The sequence below is a fragment of the Oceanibaculum sp. genome, from assembly GCF_022449305.1.
In the GTDB taxonomy this organism is placed as follows: Bacteria; Pseudomonadota; Alphaproteobacteria; order Oceanibaculales; family Oceanibaculaceae; genus Oceanibaculum; species Oceanibaculum indicum.
Map to the genome: position 1 here is coordinate 1 of NZ_JAKUSO010000005.1, position 15681 is coordinate 15681.

Annotated in this window: 14 protein-coding genes; 7 read left to right on the forward strand and 7 right to left on the reverse strand. The window is 64.4% G+C overall.

Annotated features, from left to right (window positions below; genetic code table 11):
- A partial coding sequence (locus MK313_RS03210; RefSeq protein WP_287780091.1) for an FAD-binding oxidoreductase occupies nt 1-1718 on the reverse strand: 1718 nt, incomplete at its 3' end.
- 303 nt (nt 1719-2021) lie between these two features.
- Between MK313_RS03210 and MK313_RS03215 the strand changes: the two genes are divergently transcribed.
- The 6 genes from MK313_RS03215 (at nt 2022) to MK313_RS03240 (ending at nt 8258) form a co-directional block, all read left to right on the forward strand.
- On the forward strand, nt 2022-3215 hold the full coding sequence (locus MK313_RS03215; RefSeq protein WP_287780092.1) for a pyridoxal-phosphate-dependent aminotransferase family protein: 1194 nt from the start codon (nt 2022-2024) through the stop codon (nt 3213-3215).
- 127 nt (nt 3216-3342) lie between these two features.
- Nucleotides 3343-4335, forward strand: a complete 993-nt coding sequence (locus MK313_RS03220; RefSeq protein ID WP_121218539.1) for a TRAP transporter substrate-binding protein — start codon at nt 3343-3345, stop codon at nt 4333-4335.
- 92 nt (nt 4336-4427) lie between these two features.
- Complete coding sequence (locus MK313_RS03225) at nt 4428-4949, forward strand: TRAP transporter small permease (protein ID WP_287780093.1); 522 nt, start codon at nt 4428-4430, stop codon at nt 4947-4949.
- Nucleotides 4946-6229, forward strand: coding sequence for a TRAP transporter large permease (locus MK313_RS03230; protein WP_008943386.1), 1284 nt, complete (start codon nt 4946-4948; stop codon nt 6227-6229). The genes MK313_RS03225 and MK313_RS03230 overlap by 4 nt, the downstream gene beginning before the upstream one ends.
- A gap of 20 nt (nt 6230-6249) precedes the next feature.
- Nucleotides 6250-7470, forward strand: coding sequence for a CaiB/BaiF CoA transferase family protein (locus MK313_RS03235; protein ID WP_287780094.1), 1221 nt, complete (start codon nt 6250-6252; stop codon nt 7468-7470).
- A 74-nt stretch (nt 7471-7544) separates the two neighbouring features.
- Nucleotides 7545-8258, forward strand: a complete 714-nt coding sequence (locus MK313_RS03240; RefSeq protein WP_287780095.1) for a type 1 glutamine amidotransferase domain-containing protein — start codon at nt 7545-7547, stop codon at nt 8256-8258.
- Here the strand turns inward: MK313_RS03240 and MK313_RS03245 are convergent, their stop codons facing one another.
- The 6 genes from MK313_RS03245 to MK313_RS03270 all read right to left on the reverse strand — a co-directional run bounded on the left by MK313_RS03245 (nt 8259) and on the right by MK313_RS03270 (nt 14628).
- A complete protein-coding gene (locus MK313_RS03245) occupies nt 8259-9011 on the reverse strand; it encodes a 2-keto-4-pentenoate hydratase (RefSeq protein ID WP_287780096.1) in 753 nt (250 codons plus the stop codon).
- Nucleotides 9012-9027: 16 nt separating this feature from the next.
- Nucleotides 9028-10032, reverse strand: a complete 1005-nt coding sequence (locus MK313_RS03250; protein WP_008943390.1) for an ABC transporter ATP-binding protein — start codon at nt 10030-10032, stop codon at nt 9028-9030.
- Nucleotides 10029-11006, reverse strand: a complete 978-nt coding sequence (locus tag MK313_RS03255; protein WP_008943391.1) for an ABC transporter ATP-binding protein — start codon at nt 11004-11006, stop codon at nt 10029-10031. Before MK313_RS03255 ends, MK313_RS03250 begins: the two co-directional genes overlap by 4 nt.
- The gene (locus MK313_RS03260) at nt 11003-11950 is read right to left on the reverse strand and encodes an ABC transporter permease (protein ID WP_008943392.1); all 948 of its coding nucleotides are present in this window, start codon (nt 11948-11950) and stop codon (nt 11003-11005) included. Before MK313_RS03260 ends, MK313_RS03255 begins: the two co-directional genes overlap by 4 nt.
- A complete protein-coding gene (locus tag MK313_RS03265) occupies nt 11947-12924 on the reverse strand; it encodes an ABC transporter permease (RefSeq protein WP_008943393.1) in 978 nt (325 codons plus the stop codon). Before MK313_RS03265 ends, MK313_RS03260 begins: the two co-directional genes overlap by 4 nt.
- Nucleotides 12925-13050: 126 nt before the next feature.
- Nucleotides 13051-14628: an ABC transporter substrate-binding protein gene (locus MK313_RS03270; protein WP_040706483.1), complete on the reverse strand. Its 1578-nt coding sequence runs from the start codon at nt 14626-14628 to the stop codon at nt 13051-13053.
- Between the two features lie 206 nt (nt 14629-14834).
- On the opposite strand from MK313_RS03270, the gene MK313_RS03275 reads away from it, so the two are divergent.
- Nucleotides 14835-15674: an IclR family transcriptional regulator gene (locus MK313_RS03275; protein WP_287780097.1), complete on the forward strand. Its 840-nt coding sequence runs from the start codon at nt 14835-14837 to the stop codon at nt 15672-15674.
- Nucleotides 15675-15681 lie beyond the last annotated feature (7 nt).

Here is a 15681-nt window from a genome sequence, read left to right on the forward strand (position 1 = left end):
GCACCGGAGATGCCGCCCCACTCGCTCCAGTCCAGCGCCGTCTTCAGCGGCTGGATGGCATAGCCCGGCTTGAAGCGGAACAGGCTGCGGTCGTCCATCTTCGGCGCGCGGACGATCTTGCCGGGGTTCATCATCCCCTCGGGATCGAACTCGTCCTTCACCTCCTCGAAGGCGCGGACAATGCGACTGCCATACATCGTCTCGTGGAACTCGGAACGCACGATGCCATCGCCATGCTCGCCGGAATGGCAGCCCTTGTATTCGCGCACCATGGCGAAAGCTTCCTCGGCGATGGCGCGCATATTCTTGGCCCCCTCCTCGGTCTTCATGTTCAGGATCGGACGCACATGCAGGGTGCCGACCGAGGCATGGGCGTACCAGGTGCCCTTGGTGCCGTATTTGGTGAAAATGTCGGTCAGCCGCTCCGTATAGTCGGCCAGGTCCTCCAGCGGCACCGCGCAATCCTCGATGAAGGAGACCGGTTTGCCGTCGCCCTTCATCGACATCATGATATTCAGCCCCTGCTTGCGGATTTCCCAGATTTCGCTCTGGAACTTCGGGTCGGCGGCCTCCACCACGGCGCCGGGGAAGCCCAGATCGCCCATCAGCTCGACCAGGCGGGCGAGGCCGCGCAGCTGCTCGTCCTTGTCCTCGCCGGCGAATTCGACCAGCAGCAGCGCGTCCGGCTCGCCGACGACGAACTTGTCCACCGTCTCGCGGAAGGCCGGGATGTCGCGCGCCAGGTCGATCATCGTGCGGTCCACCAGCTCCACCGCCGTCGGCCCCAGCTTCACGATATGCTGCGTCGCCTCCATCGCCTTGCGGAAGGTCGGGAAATGGCACACGCCCAGCGCCTTGTGCGGCGGGATCGGCTGCAAGTCCAGCTGGATGCGCTGGAACCAGCCCAGCGTGCCCTCGGAGCCAACCAGCAGGCTGGCCATATTGTGGCCTTCCGGGCGGATCGTCTCGATGTTGTAGCCGCCGATCTTGCGCAGGATGTCGGGAATGCGGGCCTTGATCTCGTCGGCCTCGCGCAGGCCCAGCGCGCGCATTTTCTGCACGATCTCCAGATAGCGCGGATTACCCTCCAGCCCGTCCAGATTGCCGGGGATCGGGCCGAACAGCGCCTGCGTGCCATCGGCCAGCACCGCATCGATGGCGCGGACATTGTGCACCATGTTGCCGTAGCGCAAGCTGCGCGAGCCGCAGGAATTGTTGCCGGCCATGCCGCCGATGGTGGCGCGGCTGCCGGTCGAGATATCGACCGGGAAGAACAGGCCGGTGCCCTTAAGCTGCTTGTTCAGCCGGTCCAGCGTGATGCCGGGATGCACCCAGGCGGTGCGCGCCTCCGGATCGACCGAGATGACGTCATTCAGGAAACGGCTGTGATCGATGACCAGCGCCTCGTTCACCGTCTGCCCGCATTGCGAGGTGCCGCCGCCGCGCGGCAGTACCGGCACGCCCTCCTCCCGCGCGATATCCAGCGCACGCAGCACATCCGCCTCGCTGCGTGGCACGACAACGCCCAGAGGCTCGATCTGGTAGATCGAGGCATCGGTGGAATAGCGCCCGCGGCTGAACCCGTCGAACAGCACGTCGCCCTCGACCTCCCGCCGCAGGCGCGCGGCAAGGCCACTGTCCCCCGGCGCGATGCGGGCCTTGCGGGAAGAAGCGGCGGGCTTGGAGGCCGGCTTGGCGGCGGGCTGGATGGCGGACACGGGATCGGGCTTTCCAGTTATATGTGGAAGGAGGCGAGAGTTGCGCGCTTCGCGGTGGAACGCAAGCGGCTCCAGCAAAGCCTAGCATTTTGCATGCAAAATTCAACGCGCGCCCTGGTGGCCCTGACACGAATCCTGAAATGCAGGCAATTTCTTTGAAAATGCTGCATCGCAGAACAACCCCACACCGGGAATGGCCGCTTGACATACCCCGGCAAATTGCATGCACTATGCAAATCAACCGCAATCGGGTTGCCCTTCGATACCCCATTGGCGCCCACTCAGATAAAGAAGACAGCGATCATGACCTACCGCTCCGGCCGCCACTTCCTGCAGATCCCTGGCCCGACCAATGTGCCTGACCGGGTGCTGCGCGCCATCGATGCGCCGACCATGGACCATCGCGGGCCGGAATTCGGTGTGCTGGGCAAATATGTGCTGGAAGGTCTGAAGCCGATCTTCAAGACCAAGAACCCGGTCATCATCTTCCCGGCGTCGGGCACCGGCGCGTGGGAGGCAGCATTGGTCAACACCCTGTCGCCCGGCGACAAGGTGCTGATGGTGGAAACCGGCCAGTTCGCCACCCTGTGGCAGGAGATGGCAGGCCGCCTCGGCCTGACCGTCGAGTTCGTCGCCGGTGACTGGCGCAGCGGCGTCGATCCGAAGCTGATCGAGGCCAAGCTGAAGGAAGACAAGGGCCACACGATCAAGGCGGTCTGCGCCGTCCATAATGAGACGTCAACCGGTGTGACCAGCCGCATCGGGCTGATCCGTAAGGCGATCGACGCCGCTGGCCATCCGGCGCTGTATCTGGTCGATACGATTTCCTCGCTGGCTTCCATCGACTACCGGCATGACGAATGGGGCGTGGATGTCACCGTCTCCGGCTCGCAGAAGGGGCTGATGCTGCCGCCGGGCCTGTCCTTCAACGCGATCAGCGACAAGGCCATCGCCGCCTCGAAGAAGGCCGGCCTCACCAAATCCTACTGGGACTGGGCGCCGATGCTGGCCGCCAACGAGAAGGGCTATTTCCCCTACACCCCGGCGACCAACCTGCTGTACGGGCTGAAGGAAGCCATCGACATGCTGATGGAGGAAGGGCTGGACAATGTGTTCGCCCGCCACGACCGCCATGCCGAGGCGACGCGCCGCGCGGTGCGCGGCTGGGGGCTGGAAATCCTGGCGAAGAATCCGGAGGAATATTCCAGCGCGCTGACCGCCGTGCTGATGCCCGACGGGCACAATGCGGATGCGCTGCGCAAGGTCATCCTGGACAAGTTCGACATGTCGCTGGGCGCCGGCCTCGGCAAGGTCGCCGGCAAGGTGTTCCGCATCGGCCATCTGGGCGACTTCAACGACCTGACGCTGGCCGGCACCCTGTCGGGCGTCGAGATGGGGCTGAAGCTGGCCGGCGTGCCAATCAAGGCAAGCGGCGTGGCCGAGGCTCTGGCTTATCTGGGCGAGGCGAACACCGGGGCCAAGAGCGCGGCAGCCTGAGTACGGTAAACAAATAAAATGCGCGACAACTAATGATGGCGAGGCACACCGAAATACAAGCATAATCGGATGGAAGAGCCGGCACCAAGACCGGCCCCATGCATCAACAGGAGATGGAGGAAACGTCATGAGGAAACTGTTCATCGCAGGCGCCCTGCTAGGTGGTGGGCTGCTAGCCGGCGGGCTGGCTGCGCCGGCCCAGGCACAGATGGAGCTGAAATTCGGCCATGTCGGCGGGCCGGGCTCGCTGTTCGAGATTTCGGCCAACGAGTTCGCCCGCCGCGCCAACGAGAAGCTGGGCGGCAAGGCGAAGGTCGTCACCTTCGGTTCCAGCCAGCTTGGCGGCGACAAGGAGCTGCTGCAGAAGCTGCGGCTCGGCACGGTGGAGTTCGCCCTGCCCTCCACCGTCATGTCGTCCGAGGTCGATGCGTTCGGCATGTTCGAGATGCCGTATCTCGTGAAGAACCGCGAGCATATGAAGAAGATCGAGAAGGAGGTGGTGTGGCCCTCCCTCGCGCCGATGGCCGAAGCCAAGGGCTATAAGATCCTCGCGGTGTGGGAGAACGGGTTCCGCCACATCACCAACAATGTCCGCCCCATCGTGAAGCCGGAAGACCTGAAGGGCGTGAAGCTGCGCACCCCGAAGGGCAAGTGGCGTGTGAAGATGTTCCAGAGCTATGGCGCCAACCCGTCGCCGATGGCGCTGTCGGAAGTGTTCGTCGCCCTGCAGACCGGCGTGATGGACGGGCAGGAAAACCCGCTGACTCAGATCTATTCCACCAAGTTCCAGGAAGTGCAGAAGTACCTGTCGATGACCGGCCATGTCTATACGCCGGCCTACATCGTGGCAGGCGTGCGCAAGTGGGAATCGCTGCCGGAGGATGTCCGCAAGGCGCTGAGTGAGGCTGCCATGGAAACCCAGCCCTACGTCTATGAGCAGGCGGCCAAGCTGGAGGACGACCTGCTGGCCAAGATCAAGGCCGCCGGTGTGCAGGTGAATGAGGCCGATAAGGACGCCTTCATCGCTGCCAGCAAGGAAGTCTATGCCGAGTTCGGCAAGGATGTGCCGGCCGGCGGCAAGCTGGTCGATCAGGCCGTTGCTCTTGGGGCCGGATTGTAACCCCCCTGCCAGAACGCCCTGTCGGCTGACGCCGGCAGGGCTTTTTTTTGCCCGCCCCGCCTCCCTTTTCCGCCAACCAAGGATCGCCCGCTTTGTTCGCCGCCTTGAGAACAGTCTTTGAAAAGACCCTGACGGCTTTCGTCATCTTCCTGCTCGCCAGCCTGACGGTGATCATCATCATGGGTGTCACCTACCGCAAAATGGGCTGGTCGCTGGTCTGGTACGACGAGGTCGCCTCGATCATGCTGGCCTGGCTGACCTATTACGGAGCCTCGCTGGCGGCGCTGAAGCGTGCCCATATCGGCTTTCCCGGCCTGGTGAACGCGATGCCGCCGCAGCTGCGGATCGCCGCGGTGCTGTTCGCCGAGGCCTGCGTCATCGGCTTCTTCGCCATCCTCGCCTGGTTCGGCTGGGAGGTGCTGCAGATCTTGCAGGGCGACACGCTGGTCACCCTGCCGAACGTGACCACCGCCTTCACCCAGTCGGTCATCCCCATCGGCGGCGTGCTGTTCATAATGGCACAGCTGTTCAGCCTGCCCGAGGTGCTGGCGCAGGCGCGCGGCGGCGGCATCGTCGATCATGAGCAGAAGCAGCTTGAGGAGGCGCTGCGATGATCGTCGCCGTCATGTTCGTGGCGCTGGTCGCCCTCATCCTGCTGAACGTCCCCATCGCCATCTCGCTCGGCATCGTCGCCATGTCGGCGATGATCTATTCCTCGGGCATGGATGCGATGCTGAATGCGGCGCTGGTGCTGTTCAACGGCGCCACCAGTTTCCCGCTGCTGGCGATCCCGCTGTTCATCCTGGCCGGCGCCATCATGAACTCCTCCAGCCTGTCGCGGCGGCTGATCGCCTTTGCCTCGGCGCTGTTCGGCTTCGTGCGCGGCGGTCTGGCGATGGTGAATATCGGCACCTCGCTGTTCTTCGCGGAAATCTCCGGCTCGGCGGTGGCCGATGTCGCCGCCATGGGCTCGATCCTGATCCCGGCGATGAAGAAGAAGGGCTACCCGAAGGAATTCGCGGCCGCCGTTACCTCTTCCTCGGCGACGCTGGCGGTCATCATCCCGCCCTCCATCCCGATGATCCTCTATGCCGTGATGGCCGATGCGTCGGTGGTGCAGATCTTCGTCGCCGGCATCGTGCCGGGCATCCTGGGCGGCGGTGGCATGATGGGCCTCGCCTACTGGTATGCCCGCCGCTACAACTACCCGGTCGAGGAAGTGTTCAGCCTGCGGCGCCTGAAGGAAACCTTCCGCGACGCCGCCTGGGCCTTCCTGCTGCCGCTGATCATCCTGGGCGGCATCTTCGGCGGCTGGGTCACGGCGACCGAAGGGGCTGGCCTGGCCGTGCTGGCGGCGCTGTTCATCGGCGGCGTGATCTATCGCGAACTGGACGTTCGGCACCTCTACAATTCGATGATGGAAGGCGCGATCCAGACCGCCGTCGTCATGCTGCTGGTCGCGACCTCCGCCCTGCTCGGCGTCTATCTGACGGAACAGCAGATTCCGCAGCAGCTGGCCCTGTGGCTCTCCTCCATCACCAGCGACAAGTACGCGGTGTTGGCGATCCTGAACGTGTTCTTCCTGATCATCGGCCTGTTCCTGCACTCCGCCGCCGCGATCATCCTGGTCGTGCCCATCGTCATGCCGCTGGTGAATGCGGTCGGCATCGATCCGGTGCATTTCGGCCTGGTGGTCACGCTGAACCTGGGCATCGGCCAGCAGACCCCGCCGGTCGCCAGCGTGCTGATGACCTCCTGTTCCATCGCCAAGGCGGATATGTGGGCGGTGACCCGGGTGAACCTGCCCTTCATCGGGGTTCTGCTCGCCATCCTGATGCTGGTAACCTATGTGCCGGCCGTGCCGATGGCGCTGGTCGAGCTGTTCTACCGTTGAGAATGAGTAATTAGGAAATCATGCCCGCACGGCAGAAGGGGCCGCTGTCCGGCCTGAAAGTCATCGAACTGGCGCACATCATGGCAGGGCCGGTCTGCGGCCTGATGCTGGCTGACATGGGTGCCGACGTGGTGAAGGTGGAGAAGGTGCCGGGCGGCGACGATGCCCGCCGCTTCGTGCCGCCCTTCATCGGGGACGAGCCCGCCGCCTACATGATGATGAACCGCAACAAGCGGGGCGTCGCCCTCGACTTGAAGACCGAGACCGGCAAGCAGGCGGTGCGCCGGCTGCTGGAGGGCGCCGATGTGGTGATCGAGAATTACCGCATGGGCACGATGGAGAAGCTGGGCCTCGGCTATGAGGAGCTGCGCAGGATCAATCCCGGCCTGATCTATTGCGAGATTTCCGGCTTCGGCCGCACCGGCCCCTATGCCGACCGCGGCGGCTTCGACCTGATTGCCCAGGGCATGAGCGGCCTGATGAGCATCACTGGCGAGGGCGAGGGCCGCCCGCCGGTGAAGGTCGGCGCGCCGGTCACCGACATCACGGCGGGCATCATTGCCGCCATGGGCGTGCTGGCCGCCTATACCAGCCGGCTGCAGACCGGCCAGGGCCAGAAGGTCGACACCTCGCTGTTCGAGGCCGGCATCGTCCATACCTACTGGCAGTCGGCGATCTGCTTCGCCACCGGCGAGACGCCGCAGCCCATCGGCTCCGCCCATCCGCTGAACGCGCCCTACCAGGCCTTCCCGACACAGGATGGCTGGATCAATATCGGTGCCGCCAACCAGGCGAACTGGGAGCGGCTGCTTAAGGCCATCGAGGCGCCGCAACTGAACGACGACCCGCGCTTCTCCAGCAATGCCAGCCGGATGACCAACCTGCCGGCGCTGGTCGATATCCTGAACCCGATCTTCCGGACCCGCCCCACATCTGACTGGCTCGCCCGGCTGGAAGCCGTCGGCCTGCCCGCCGGCCCGGTCCTGACCATCCCGGAAATGCACCGCGACCCGCAGGCGCTGGCGCGCGGCGTCATCACGGAGGTTGAACATTCGACGCTCGGTGCGGTGAAAACCATCGGCCTGCCCATCGCCTTTTCCGGCACGCCCGGCGGCCCCCAATCGGGCGCCCCGGTCTATGGCGAGCACACCGCCGAAGTGCTTAGCGAGGCCGGCTACAGCGCGGCCGAAATCGCGGACATGCTGGCCAGCGGCGCGGCACGTGGGGCCGCGACAAGCTGACGCCCGCCCCCTTTCAATCGAAGTGAAGCTGCCTATGTGGAAGTCATGTTTCCGGAACCCCAAGGAGGTTTCCCATGACTACCACTCCCTTCCTGTTCGTCGTGACCGGCCATACCGACCTCGGCGACACCGGGCGGAAGACCGGCTTCCATTTCGAGGAGCTGAGCACCCCCTATTACATCCTGCGCGATGCGGGCTATGAGGTGATCTTCGCCTCGCCCGCTGGCGGCGAGGTGAAGACCGATCCCGGCTCGCTGAAGCCGCAGGGCGAGAATGCCGATTCCGTTGACCGCTTCCTGGCCGACGAGAAGGCGATGCAGGCGTTGAAGACCACGATGCGCACCAATGCGGTGAAAGCGGCGGAAGTTTCCGGCATCTACCTGCCGGGCGGCCACGGCACCATGTGGGACCTGCCGCAGGACGCGGCACTGGCTAAGCTGGTGGGCGAACTGGACGCCGCCGGCAAGCCGGTCGCCGCCGTCTGCCATGGCCCGGCGGGCCTCGTCGCCGCCAAGCGGCCGGATGGCACCCCGGTGGTAAAAGGCCGGCGCGTGAACAGCTTCACCGATGCCGAGGAACGCAAGGTAGAGCTGGAGGACGTGGTGCCCTTCCTGCTGGAATCAAAGCTGAAGGAGCTTGGCGCGCAGTTCGAGAATGCCGGCCTGTTCGAGGCGCATGTCGCCCGCGACGGCAATCTCATCACCGGGCAGAACCCGGCCTCCGCGAAACGGCTGGGCGAGGCACTGCGCAGCGCCCTGCTGGCAAATTCCCGTCAGGCGGCGGAATAATCAGCCGATCCTGACGGAAACGCTGCCGACGCCCGACAGGGTGGCGACGATCTCGCCGCCCTGCGGTGCGGGCAGCATGCCGATATACGAGCCGGTGGTGACCACCTGACCGGCCAGGATGGGCTGACCGCGTGCGATCAGGTTATTCGCCGCCCAGAGCGCCAGCCAGCGCGGGTCGCCTGCGGGGTTGCCACCGGTCTTCTCGATCATTGTCTTGCCGTCGATGGTCACGTTGGCCGTGATAGCCTTCAGATCCATCCCCTGCCAGTCGCGCAGCGCCGGCCCGACGACCAGCGCACCGTTCAGCTGGAAATCGGCCAGCTTGCTGAACGGATCGAGCTTTTCGATATCGGCAAACCGGCTATCGACGATCTCGATGGCCGGATGCGCGCTCTCGATGGCCGACAGGATCGTTGCATCGTCGTAAGGCGATCCTGCGGCTGGCAGGTCGCGGCCGAAGCGGAAGGCAACCTCCGCCTCGACGATGACGATGTTGAACCGGTCGCGTGGCACACGCGCGGCATCGGCCAGCACATCCGACTGCTGGATCGGTGCGGCGAGCGGCGAATCAGACGGCGATTTCGCGCCAATCTTCCAGGCTCCTACCGGCCCCAGCGCCTGCGTCACCCCATCCTGAACCGCATAGGCCTCGGCCACCGACCCCGGCTTCGCCCCTTCCGGCAGTGCCGCAAGCTGCGTGCGGCTGCGACGGGCCTCCAGCAGTGCAGCGACAGCGGCATCAGGTCGGAACATGGACGGCCTCCCGGCTCTATTGCTGGTCGTTCAGATGGCAGGCCGAGAAGCGGCCGGGGGCGATCTCCCGCAGTGCCGGAACCTCCACCTTGCAGCGCGCATGGGCATGCGGGCAGCGCGGGTGGAAATGGCAGCCCGGCGGCGGGTCCAGTGGCGAGGGAATCTCGCCCTTGATCGGCTCGAACACCCGGCGTCCCGGCTCCAGCCTCGGCACCTCGGCCAGCAGCGCCTGGGTGTAGGGATGGTTCGGCGCCTTGAACAGCTCGTCCGTCGGCGCGCTCTCCACCACCCGGCCAAGATACATGATGACCACACGGTCGCTCAGATGTTCGACCACGCCCAGATCATGGCTGATGAACAGGTAGGTGAGGTCGAACTCCTCGCGCAGCCGCATGAACAGGTTCAGCACCTGCGCCTGGATCGACACGTCGAGCGCGGCCACCGCCTCGTCGCACACCAGGAAGTCCGGATTCACTGCCAGCGCGCGGGCGATGCCGATGCGCTGACGCTGACCGCCGGAGAACTGGTGCGGGTAGCGCTTCTTAAAGCTGGGATCGAGACCGACGCGGGACAGCAAATCATCGATAAAGCCGTCCATCTCCCCGCGCGGCACGATGCCATGCACCTTCGGCGCCTCGCCGACGATCTCCTCCACCCGCAGGCGCGGATTGAGCGAACTCATCGGGTCCTGGAAGATCATCTGGACCTTCAGCTGGACATCCTTCGCCTCGGCGCCGGTCAGGCTGTTCACCTCCCGCCCGCGATAGAAGACCTGCCCTTCGGTCGCGTCATGGATGCCGGCGACGACACGGCCCAGCGTGGACTTGCCGCAGCCGGATTCGCCGACCAGGCCGACCACTTCGCCTTTCTTCACCGACAGGCTGACGCGATCGACCGCATGCACGACCTCCTCGCGCATGCTGCCGCCCAGCCGGTTCACGATCTTGGCCGCCAGGTCCAGCCGCTTCGTAAAGCGCTTGGTGACGTCCTTCAGTTCAATGATGGGGGCTTCGGCGGTCATGCCGCGTCCTCCAGATGCGGGTGCTGGCAGCGGGCGAACCGCCCGGGCATATGTTCGACCATCTCAGGTGCGGCGAGGCAGGACTCGTCAGCACGCGGACAGCGCGGACGGAACGGGCATCCCTCCGGCAGGGCAAAGGGCGGCGGCGCCATACCGGGAATCTGCCGCAGAGGCTGGCCGCGCGGATTACGCGACGGCACCGAGCCGATCAGCCCGCGCGTATAGGGATGCACAGAGTTCTCGATCACATCATCCACCGCCCCGCGCTCCACGATGCGGCCGGCATACATGACGCACAGCTCGTCGGCGAGGCCGGCCACAACGGACAGGTCATGGGTGACCCAAAGCAGCCCCATATCCTGCTCGCGCACCAGCTTCTGCATCTCGTACAGGATCTGCGCCTGGATGGTGACATCCAGCGCCGTCGTCGGCTCGTCGGCGATGATCAGGTCCGGCTTGTTCAGCAGCGCGATGGCGATGGCCACGCGCTGGCGCATGCCGCCGGAGAACTGATGCGGATAGGCGTTCAGCCGCTCGTCCGGCGACGGGATACCGACCTGGCCCAGCGCATCGCGGGACCGCTGCCGCGCGGTCTCGCGGTCCACATCCTCATGCGCCAGGATGGTCTCGATCATCTGCGTGTCGATGCGCAGGACCGGGTTCAGCGTCATCATCGGGTCCTGGAAGATCATCGCGATGTGCCGCCCGCGGATTTTCCGCATCTCCGATTCGGGCAGCCCGACAAGCTCCCGCCCGCGATAGAGGATGCTGCCGCTGACCACACGGCCGGGCGGATCGACAAGCCCCATGATGGAAAAGCCGGAAACCGACTTGCCGGAGCCGCTTTCGCCCACCAGCCCCATCACCTTGCCACGGCCGATCTCGAAGGACACATCGTCCACCGACTTGACGACGCCCGCCTTGGTGAAGAAGTGGGTCTTGAGATTCTCGACCTTCAGAACCGCGTCGGTCATCGCTGGAGCCTCGGATTCAGGATATCGCGCAGCTGGTCGCCGACCAGATTGATGGCGACGATGGTGATGAGCAGCGCCACGCCGGGGAAGAAGCTGATCCAGTAGCGGCCGGACAGCAGGTAGTTGAAGCCGTTGGAGATCAGCAGACCCAGCGACGGCTCGGTGACCGGCAGGCCGATGCCGAGGAAGCTGAGCGTCGCTTCCAGCGCAATGGCGTTCGCCACCTGCACCGTGCCGATGACGATGACCGGTGGCAGGCAGTTCGGCAGCAGATGGCGGAAGATGATGCGCGGCGTGGACAGCGCCAGGCAGCGCGCCGATTCGATATATTCCTTGCGGCGTTCGACCAGTGCTGCACTGCGCGAGGTGCGGGCGTAATAGGCCCACTGAACGATGATCAGCGCCAGGATCACCTTGTCGACACCGCGCCCCAGGATCGCCAGCAGCATCAGCGCGACCAGGATGGCCGGGAAGCTGAGCTGCAGATCGACGATACGCATGATGATCGTCTCGATCTTGCCGCCGAAATAGGCGGCGGTAAGACCCAGCGAGGTGCCGATTATAAGGGCGAAGAAGCCACTGAGGATGCCAACGGTCAGGCTGATGCGCAGGCCGTAGAAGATACCGCTCAGCATGTCACGGCCCTGACCATCGGTACCCAGCCAGTAGGTCATGCCGGTATAGCTCTCCGACCCCGGCGGCATCTTCGAATCCATGATGTCGATCTGCGTCAGATCGAACGGATCCTGCGGCGATATCCAGGGCGCAAAGACGGCGACCAGGATGATCGCGACCAGCGTGATCAGGCCGACGACCGCCAGCTTGCTCTCGCAGAAGCTGGAGAACAGGCGGCGCCATGGCGGGATCGCCTTGGCCTTGGCGGCCTCAGGCGCCGAATCCGGGCCGGGCACACCGGCGATGATGTCTGTCGTCTCGGCGCTCATGACTTCATATCCGACAGGCGAACGCGGGGGTCGAGAATCGAGTAGAGGATATCGACCACCAGGTTGATGGTGATGAACATCAGCACGATGACGATCAGGTAGGACACGATCACCGGCCTATCGAGGACGAAGATCGAATCGATGATCAGCTTGCCGATGCCCGGCCAGGCGAAGATCGTCTCGGTAACGACGGCGAAAGCGATCACCGACCCCAGCTCCAGGCCGATGACGGTGACCAGCGGGATCAGGATGTTCTTCAGCACATGCACGAAGATGACCCGGCCAGTGGACAGGCCCTTGGCGCGCGCGAACTTCACATAGTCCAGCAGCAGCGTCTCACGCATGCCCGCACGGGTCAGGCGGATCACCAGCGACATCTTGAACAGCGCCAGGTTCAGGGCGGGCAGCAGCAGATGGCTCCACCCCTCCAGCGAGAACAGCGTCGATTCTATGCCAAGGAAGCTGGCCGTCGGGCCGCGGCCGCCGGCAGGCAGCCATTGCAGGAACACGGCGAAGACCATGATCAGCATCAGGCCCTGCCAGAAATTCGGCAGCGAGAAACCGAGGATCGAACCGGCCATGATGGAGCGGCCGGCCACACTCTCGGGCCGCAGGCCCGCCCACATGCCCAGCGGAATACCGACAAGGATGGACAGCAGCATGGCGGCGAAGGCCAGTTCAAGCGTCGCCGGAAGGCGCGCGAACACCAGGCTCAGCGCCGGTTCGTTGAAGACGAAGGATTTTCCGAGGTCGCCCTGCAGCATATTGCCAAGGAAGACGAAATACTGCTCCCACAGGGGACGGTCGAGACCCAGCGCACGGACGGCGCGGTCATATTCTTCCTGGGATGCATCGGCGGAAATCAGGATATCGATCGGGTTGCCGATGGCATAGACACCCGCAAAAACGATCACCGTCATGACGGCGATCAGCAGAACGCTCTGCATCAACCGTCGCAGAATGAAAACGCTCATGCCTTGGGCAGCTCCCTTGGGCGCGCGTGACCTGGGTAAAAGGGCAGCAGGCGCAAGGCCTGCCTTTATCACGCCGTCGGGGGAAGGGCCCGAAGACCCTTCCCCCTTTCGGCGATAACGGGCGGTTTAGTTGCCCATCTTCACGTAGGTAGCAAGGGTCCCCTGGTCGGAACGGCCGACATAGGTCAGGCCCTTCTTGGTCGCCCAGGTGGAGACCTCGTAATGCAGCGGGATCAGGCCGACATCGCTCATCGCGATCTCGGTCGCCTTCTGCAGCAGCTTCTCACGCGCCGCGTCATCGACGGTGACCAGCGCCTGGGCGAGGGTCTCGTCGAACTCCTTGTTGGAGTAACGGCCACGGTTGGACGGGCCCATGCCCGCCGCCTTGTCATAGGTCGCCAGCAGCGACTTCAGCGGCGAGGAAGCCTCACCCGTGCCGGAACCCCAGCCAACCAGCAGCAGGCTGAATTCCAGCTTGGATGCGCGGCTGAAGAAGGTCGAGCGCGGCATGGTGTCGACCGCCGCCTCGATGCCGATGCGGCTCAGCATCTGCGCCACCGCCTGAACGATCTGCGCGTCGTTGATGTAGCGGTCGTTCGGGCCATGGATGGTCAGCTTGAAGCCGTCCGGATAACCGGCATCGGCCAGCAGCTTCTTGGCACCCTGCGGGTTGTAGGTCGGCACGGCGATGTTCGGGCTGACACCGAAGAAACCCTTCGGCAGCAGCTGGCCGGCCGGAATGGCAACGCCTTCCATGACGCGGTCAACGATGGCCTGGCGGTTGATCGCCATGGAGATCGCCCGGCGGACATTGACGTCCTTGAACGGGTTCTTGATCTCCTTGCCGTCCTTGCCCGTCGCATGCGGGGTGACGTCACGGTCGCTGTCGATGTGCAGGTAGATCACGCGGTTGGAGACCGCCTGCGAGATCGCGACATTGGCGTTGCTCTTCAGCTGCGCGATGTCGGCGGTCGGCACGCCGTCCACCAGATCGACGTCACCCGACAGCAGCGCCGCGACGCGAGAGGCGGCGTTGGTGATCGGACGGAAAGTGACCTTGTCGAAGGTCGGCTTGTCGCCCCAGTAGTTTGGGTTGGCTTCCAGCACGATGGACTGGCCCGGCGTGAAGCTGACCAGCTTGTAAGGGCCGGCGCCAATGGCGGCCTTGCCGCTGTTGTAGTCAGCGGTCGTCGCACCCTCGCCATGCTTCTTGCTGACGATGCGAATGGTGCTGATGTCGTTCGGCATCAGCGGATAGGGCTCTTCAGTGATGAAATGGACCGTGTGCGGGTCCACGATCTTCACTTCCTTGATCGGCTTCGTGTAGATGCCGAAGCTGGACGGGCTGTCCGGCACATTGCCGGCGCGGCTGATGGTGAAGGCCACATCTTCCGCCGTGAAGGGCGAACCGTCGTGGAACTTCACGCCCTGACGCAGCTTGAATTCCCAGGTGGTGTCGTTGATCGGCTTCCAGGACAGCGCCAGCCCCGGCTTCAGCTGCTGGGTCTCGTCCTGCTCGATCAGCGCGCCGAAAATATGCGTCGCGAGCGCGTTGTTCGGCGACAGATTGTGATAGTGCGGATCGATCGATGTCGGTTCCGTGGAAAGAGCGATCTTAAGCTCGGCCGCCGACGCCGCGACCGGCGCGACCAGGACCGATAGCGCCGTAAACATGCCGGCGACTGTGTACATTAAAGGTCGCATTAAGGACCCTCCTGATTGTTCTGAACCCTGACTAGCCTCCAATGTCCGCCACGCACAATTCCGTCAGTTGCAATCGCCATTAGTGACACAGCTATCGGAATGCGATAAAATCGTAACGAACGACGGTGATCGTGTGACAAGCCTACAGCTTTGTCAACGCGCCTGCCAGCCTGCCACGAAAGACCTCCGTTCGAAAGGCAAACCCGATGCGCGAGACCTCAACGCAAGCGCCTGTATTTGCTGCCGAAACGCAACAGCAGGAAGACGAGCGCACCGACCCGCTGTTCGTGAATTCGCTGGGCAAGGGGCTGGCCGTGCTGCAGGCCTTCGGCAGCGACTGGGACGCGCTGGGATTGCGGGAAATCGCCCAGCGTACCGGCCTCAACACCAGCGCCGCCCAGCGCTTCACCCACACGCTGACCCAGCTTGGCTATCTGAAGAAGGACGAAAAGACGCGGCGCTACCGCCTGGGCCCACGCATGCTGAACTTCGCCTATTCCTATCTGCGCGCGAACCCGCTCTACGATGTCGCCATCCCCATCGTCATCTCGGTGCGCGACGAATGGCAGGAAACGGTGAACGTGTCGGTCATGGACGATACCGATGCGGTGGTGGCGATCCGCATGCCAAGCCAGCGGCGGATCAACTCCAACACCGCCATCGGCCGCCGCATGCCGGCCTTCTGCGTTTCCACCGGCCGCGCCATGCTGGCCTGGCTGCCGCCGGAGGAGCGCACCGCGATCCTCGACCGCACCGATTTCGTGAAGCTGACCTCGCACACCATAACCGACCGCGCGGCGCTGGAGGCGGAGCTTGACCGCATCCGGCAGGACGGGTTCGCCGGGGTGGAGGAAGAGGCCGACCTTGGCGAGCTGGCCGTTGCCGCACCGATTCTCGATGGCGACCGCAAGCCCATCGCCGCACTGGGCATCACCACCTCGACCGCCTATTGGACGATGCATGACGCGCGCGAGAAGCTGTCGCCCATCGTGCAGCAGGCGGCCACCGCGATCAGCCGCTCGCTGCAGGGCTGGCACGGCTTCTGAGGGAACG

Excerpts from the sequence above, each read along its gene's own strand:
- MK313_RS03265 (WP_008943393.1), bottom strand. The coding sequence starts at position 12,924 with ATGAGCGTTTTCATTCTGCGACGGTTGATGCAGAGCGTTCTGCTGATC.
- MK313_RS03260 (WP_008943392.1), bottom strand. The coding sequence starts at position 11,950 with ATGAGCGCCGAGACGACAGACATCATCGCCGGTGTGCCCGGCCCGGAT.
- MK313_RS03250 (WP_008943390.1), bottom strand. The coding sequence starts at position 10,032 with ATGACCGCCGAAGCCCCCATCATTGAACTGAAGGACGTCACCAAGCGC.
- MK313_RS03245 (WP_287780096.1), bottom strand. The coding sequence starts at position 9,011 with ATGTTCCGACCTGATGCCGCTGTCGCTGCACTGCTGGAGGCCCGTCGC.
- MK313_RS03235 (WP_287780094.1), top strand. The coding sequence starts at position 6,250 with ATGCCCGCACGGCAGAAGGGGCCGCTGTCCGGCCTGAAAGTCATCGAA.
- MK313_RS03275 (WP_287780097.1), top strand. The coding sequence starts at position 14,835 with ATGCGCGAGACCTCAACGCAAGCGCCTGTATTTGCTGCCGAAACGCAA.
- MK313_RS03230 (WP_008943386.1), top strand. The coding sequence starts at position 4,946 with ATGATCGTCGCCGTCATGTTCGTGGCGCTGGTCGCCCTCATCCTGCTG.
- MK313_RS03240 (WP_287780095.1), top strand. The coding sequence starts at position 7,545 with ATGACTACCACTCCCTTCCTGTTCGTCGTGACCGGCCATACCGACCTC.
- MK313_RS03255 (WP_008943391.1), bottom strand. The coding sequence starts at position 11,006 with ATGACCGACGCGGTTCTGAAGGTCGAGAATCTCAAGACCCACTTCTTC.
- MK313_RS03270 (WP_040706483.1), bottom strand. The coding sequence starts at position 14,628 with ATGCGACCTTTAATGTACACAGTCGCCGGCATGTTTACGGCGCTATCG.
- MK313_RS03220 (WP_121218539.1), top strand. The coding sequence starts at position 3,343 with ATGAGGAAACTGTTCATCGCAGGCGCCCTGCTAGGTGGTGGGCTGCTA.
- MK313_RS03215 (WP_287780092.1), top strand. The coding sequence starts at position 2,022 with ATGACCTACCGCTCCGGCCGCCACTTCCTGCAGATCCCTGGCCCGACC.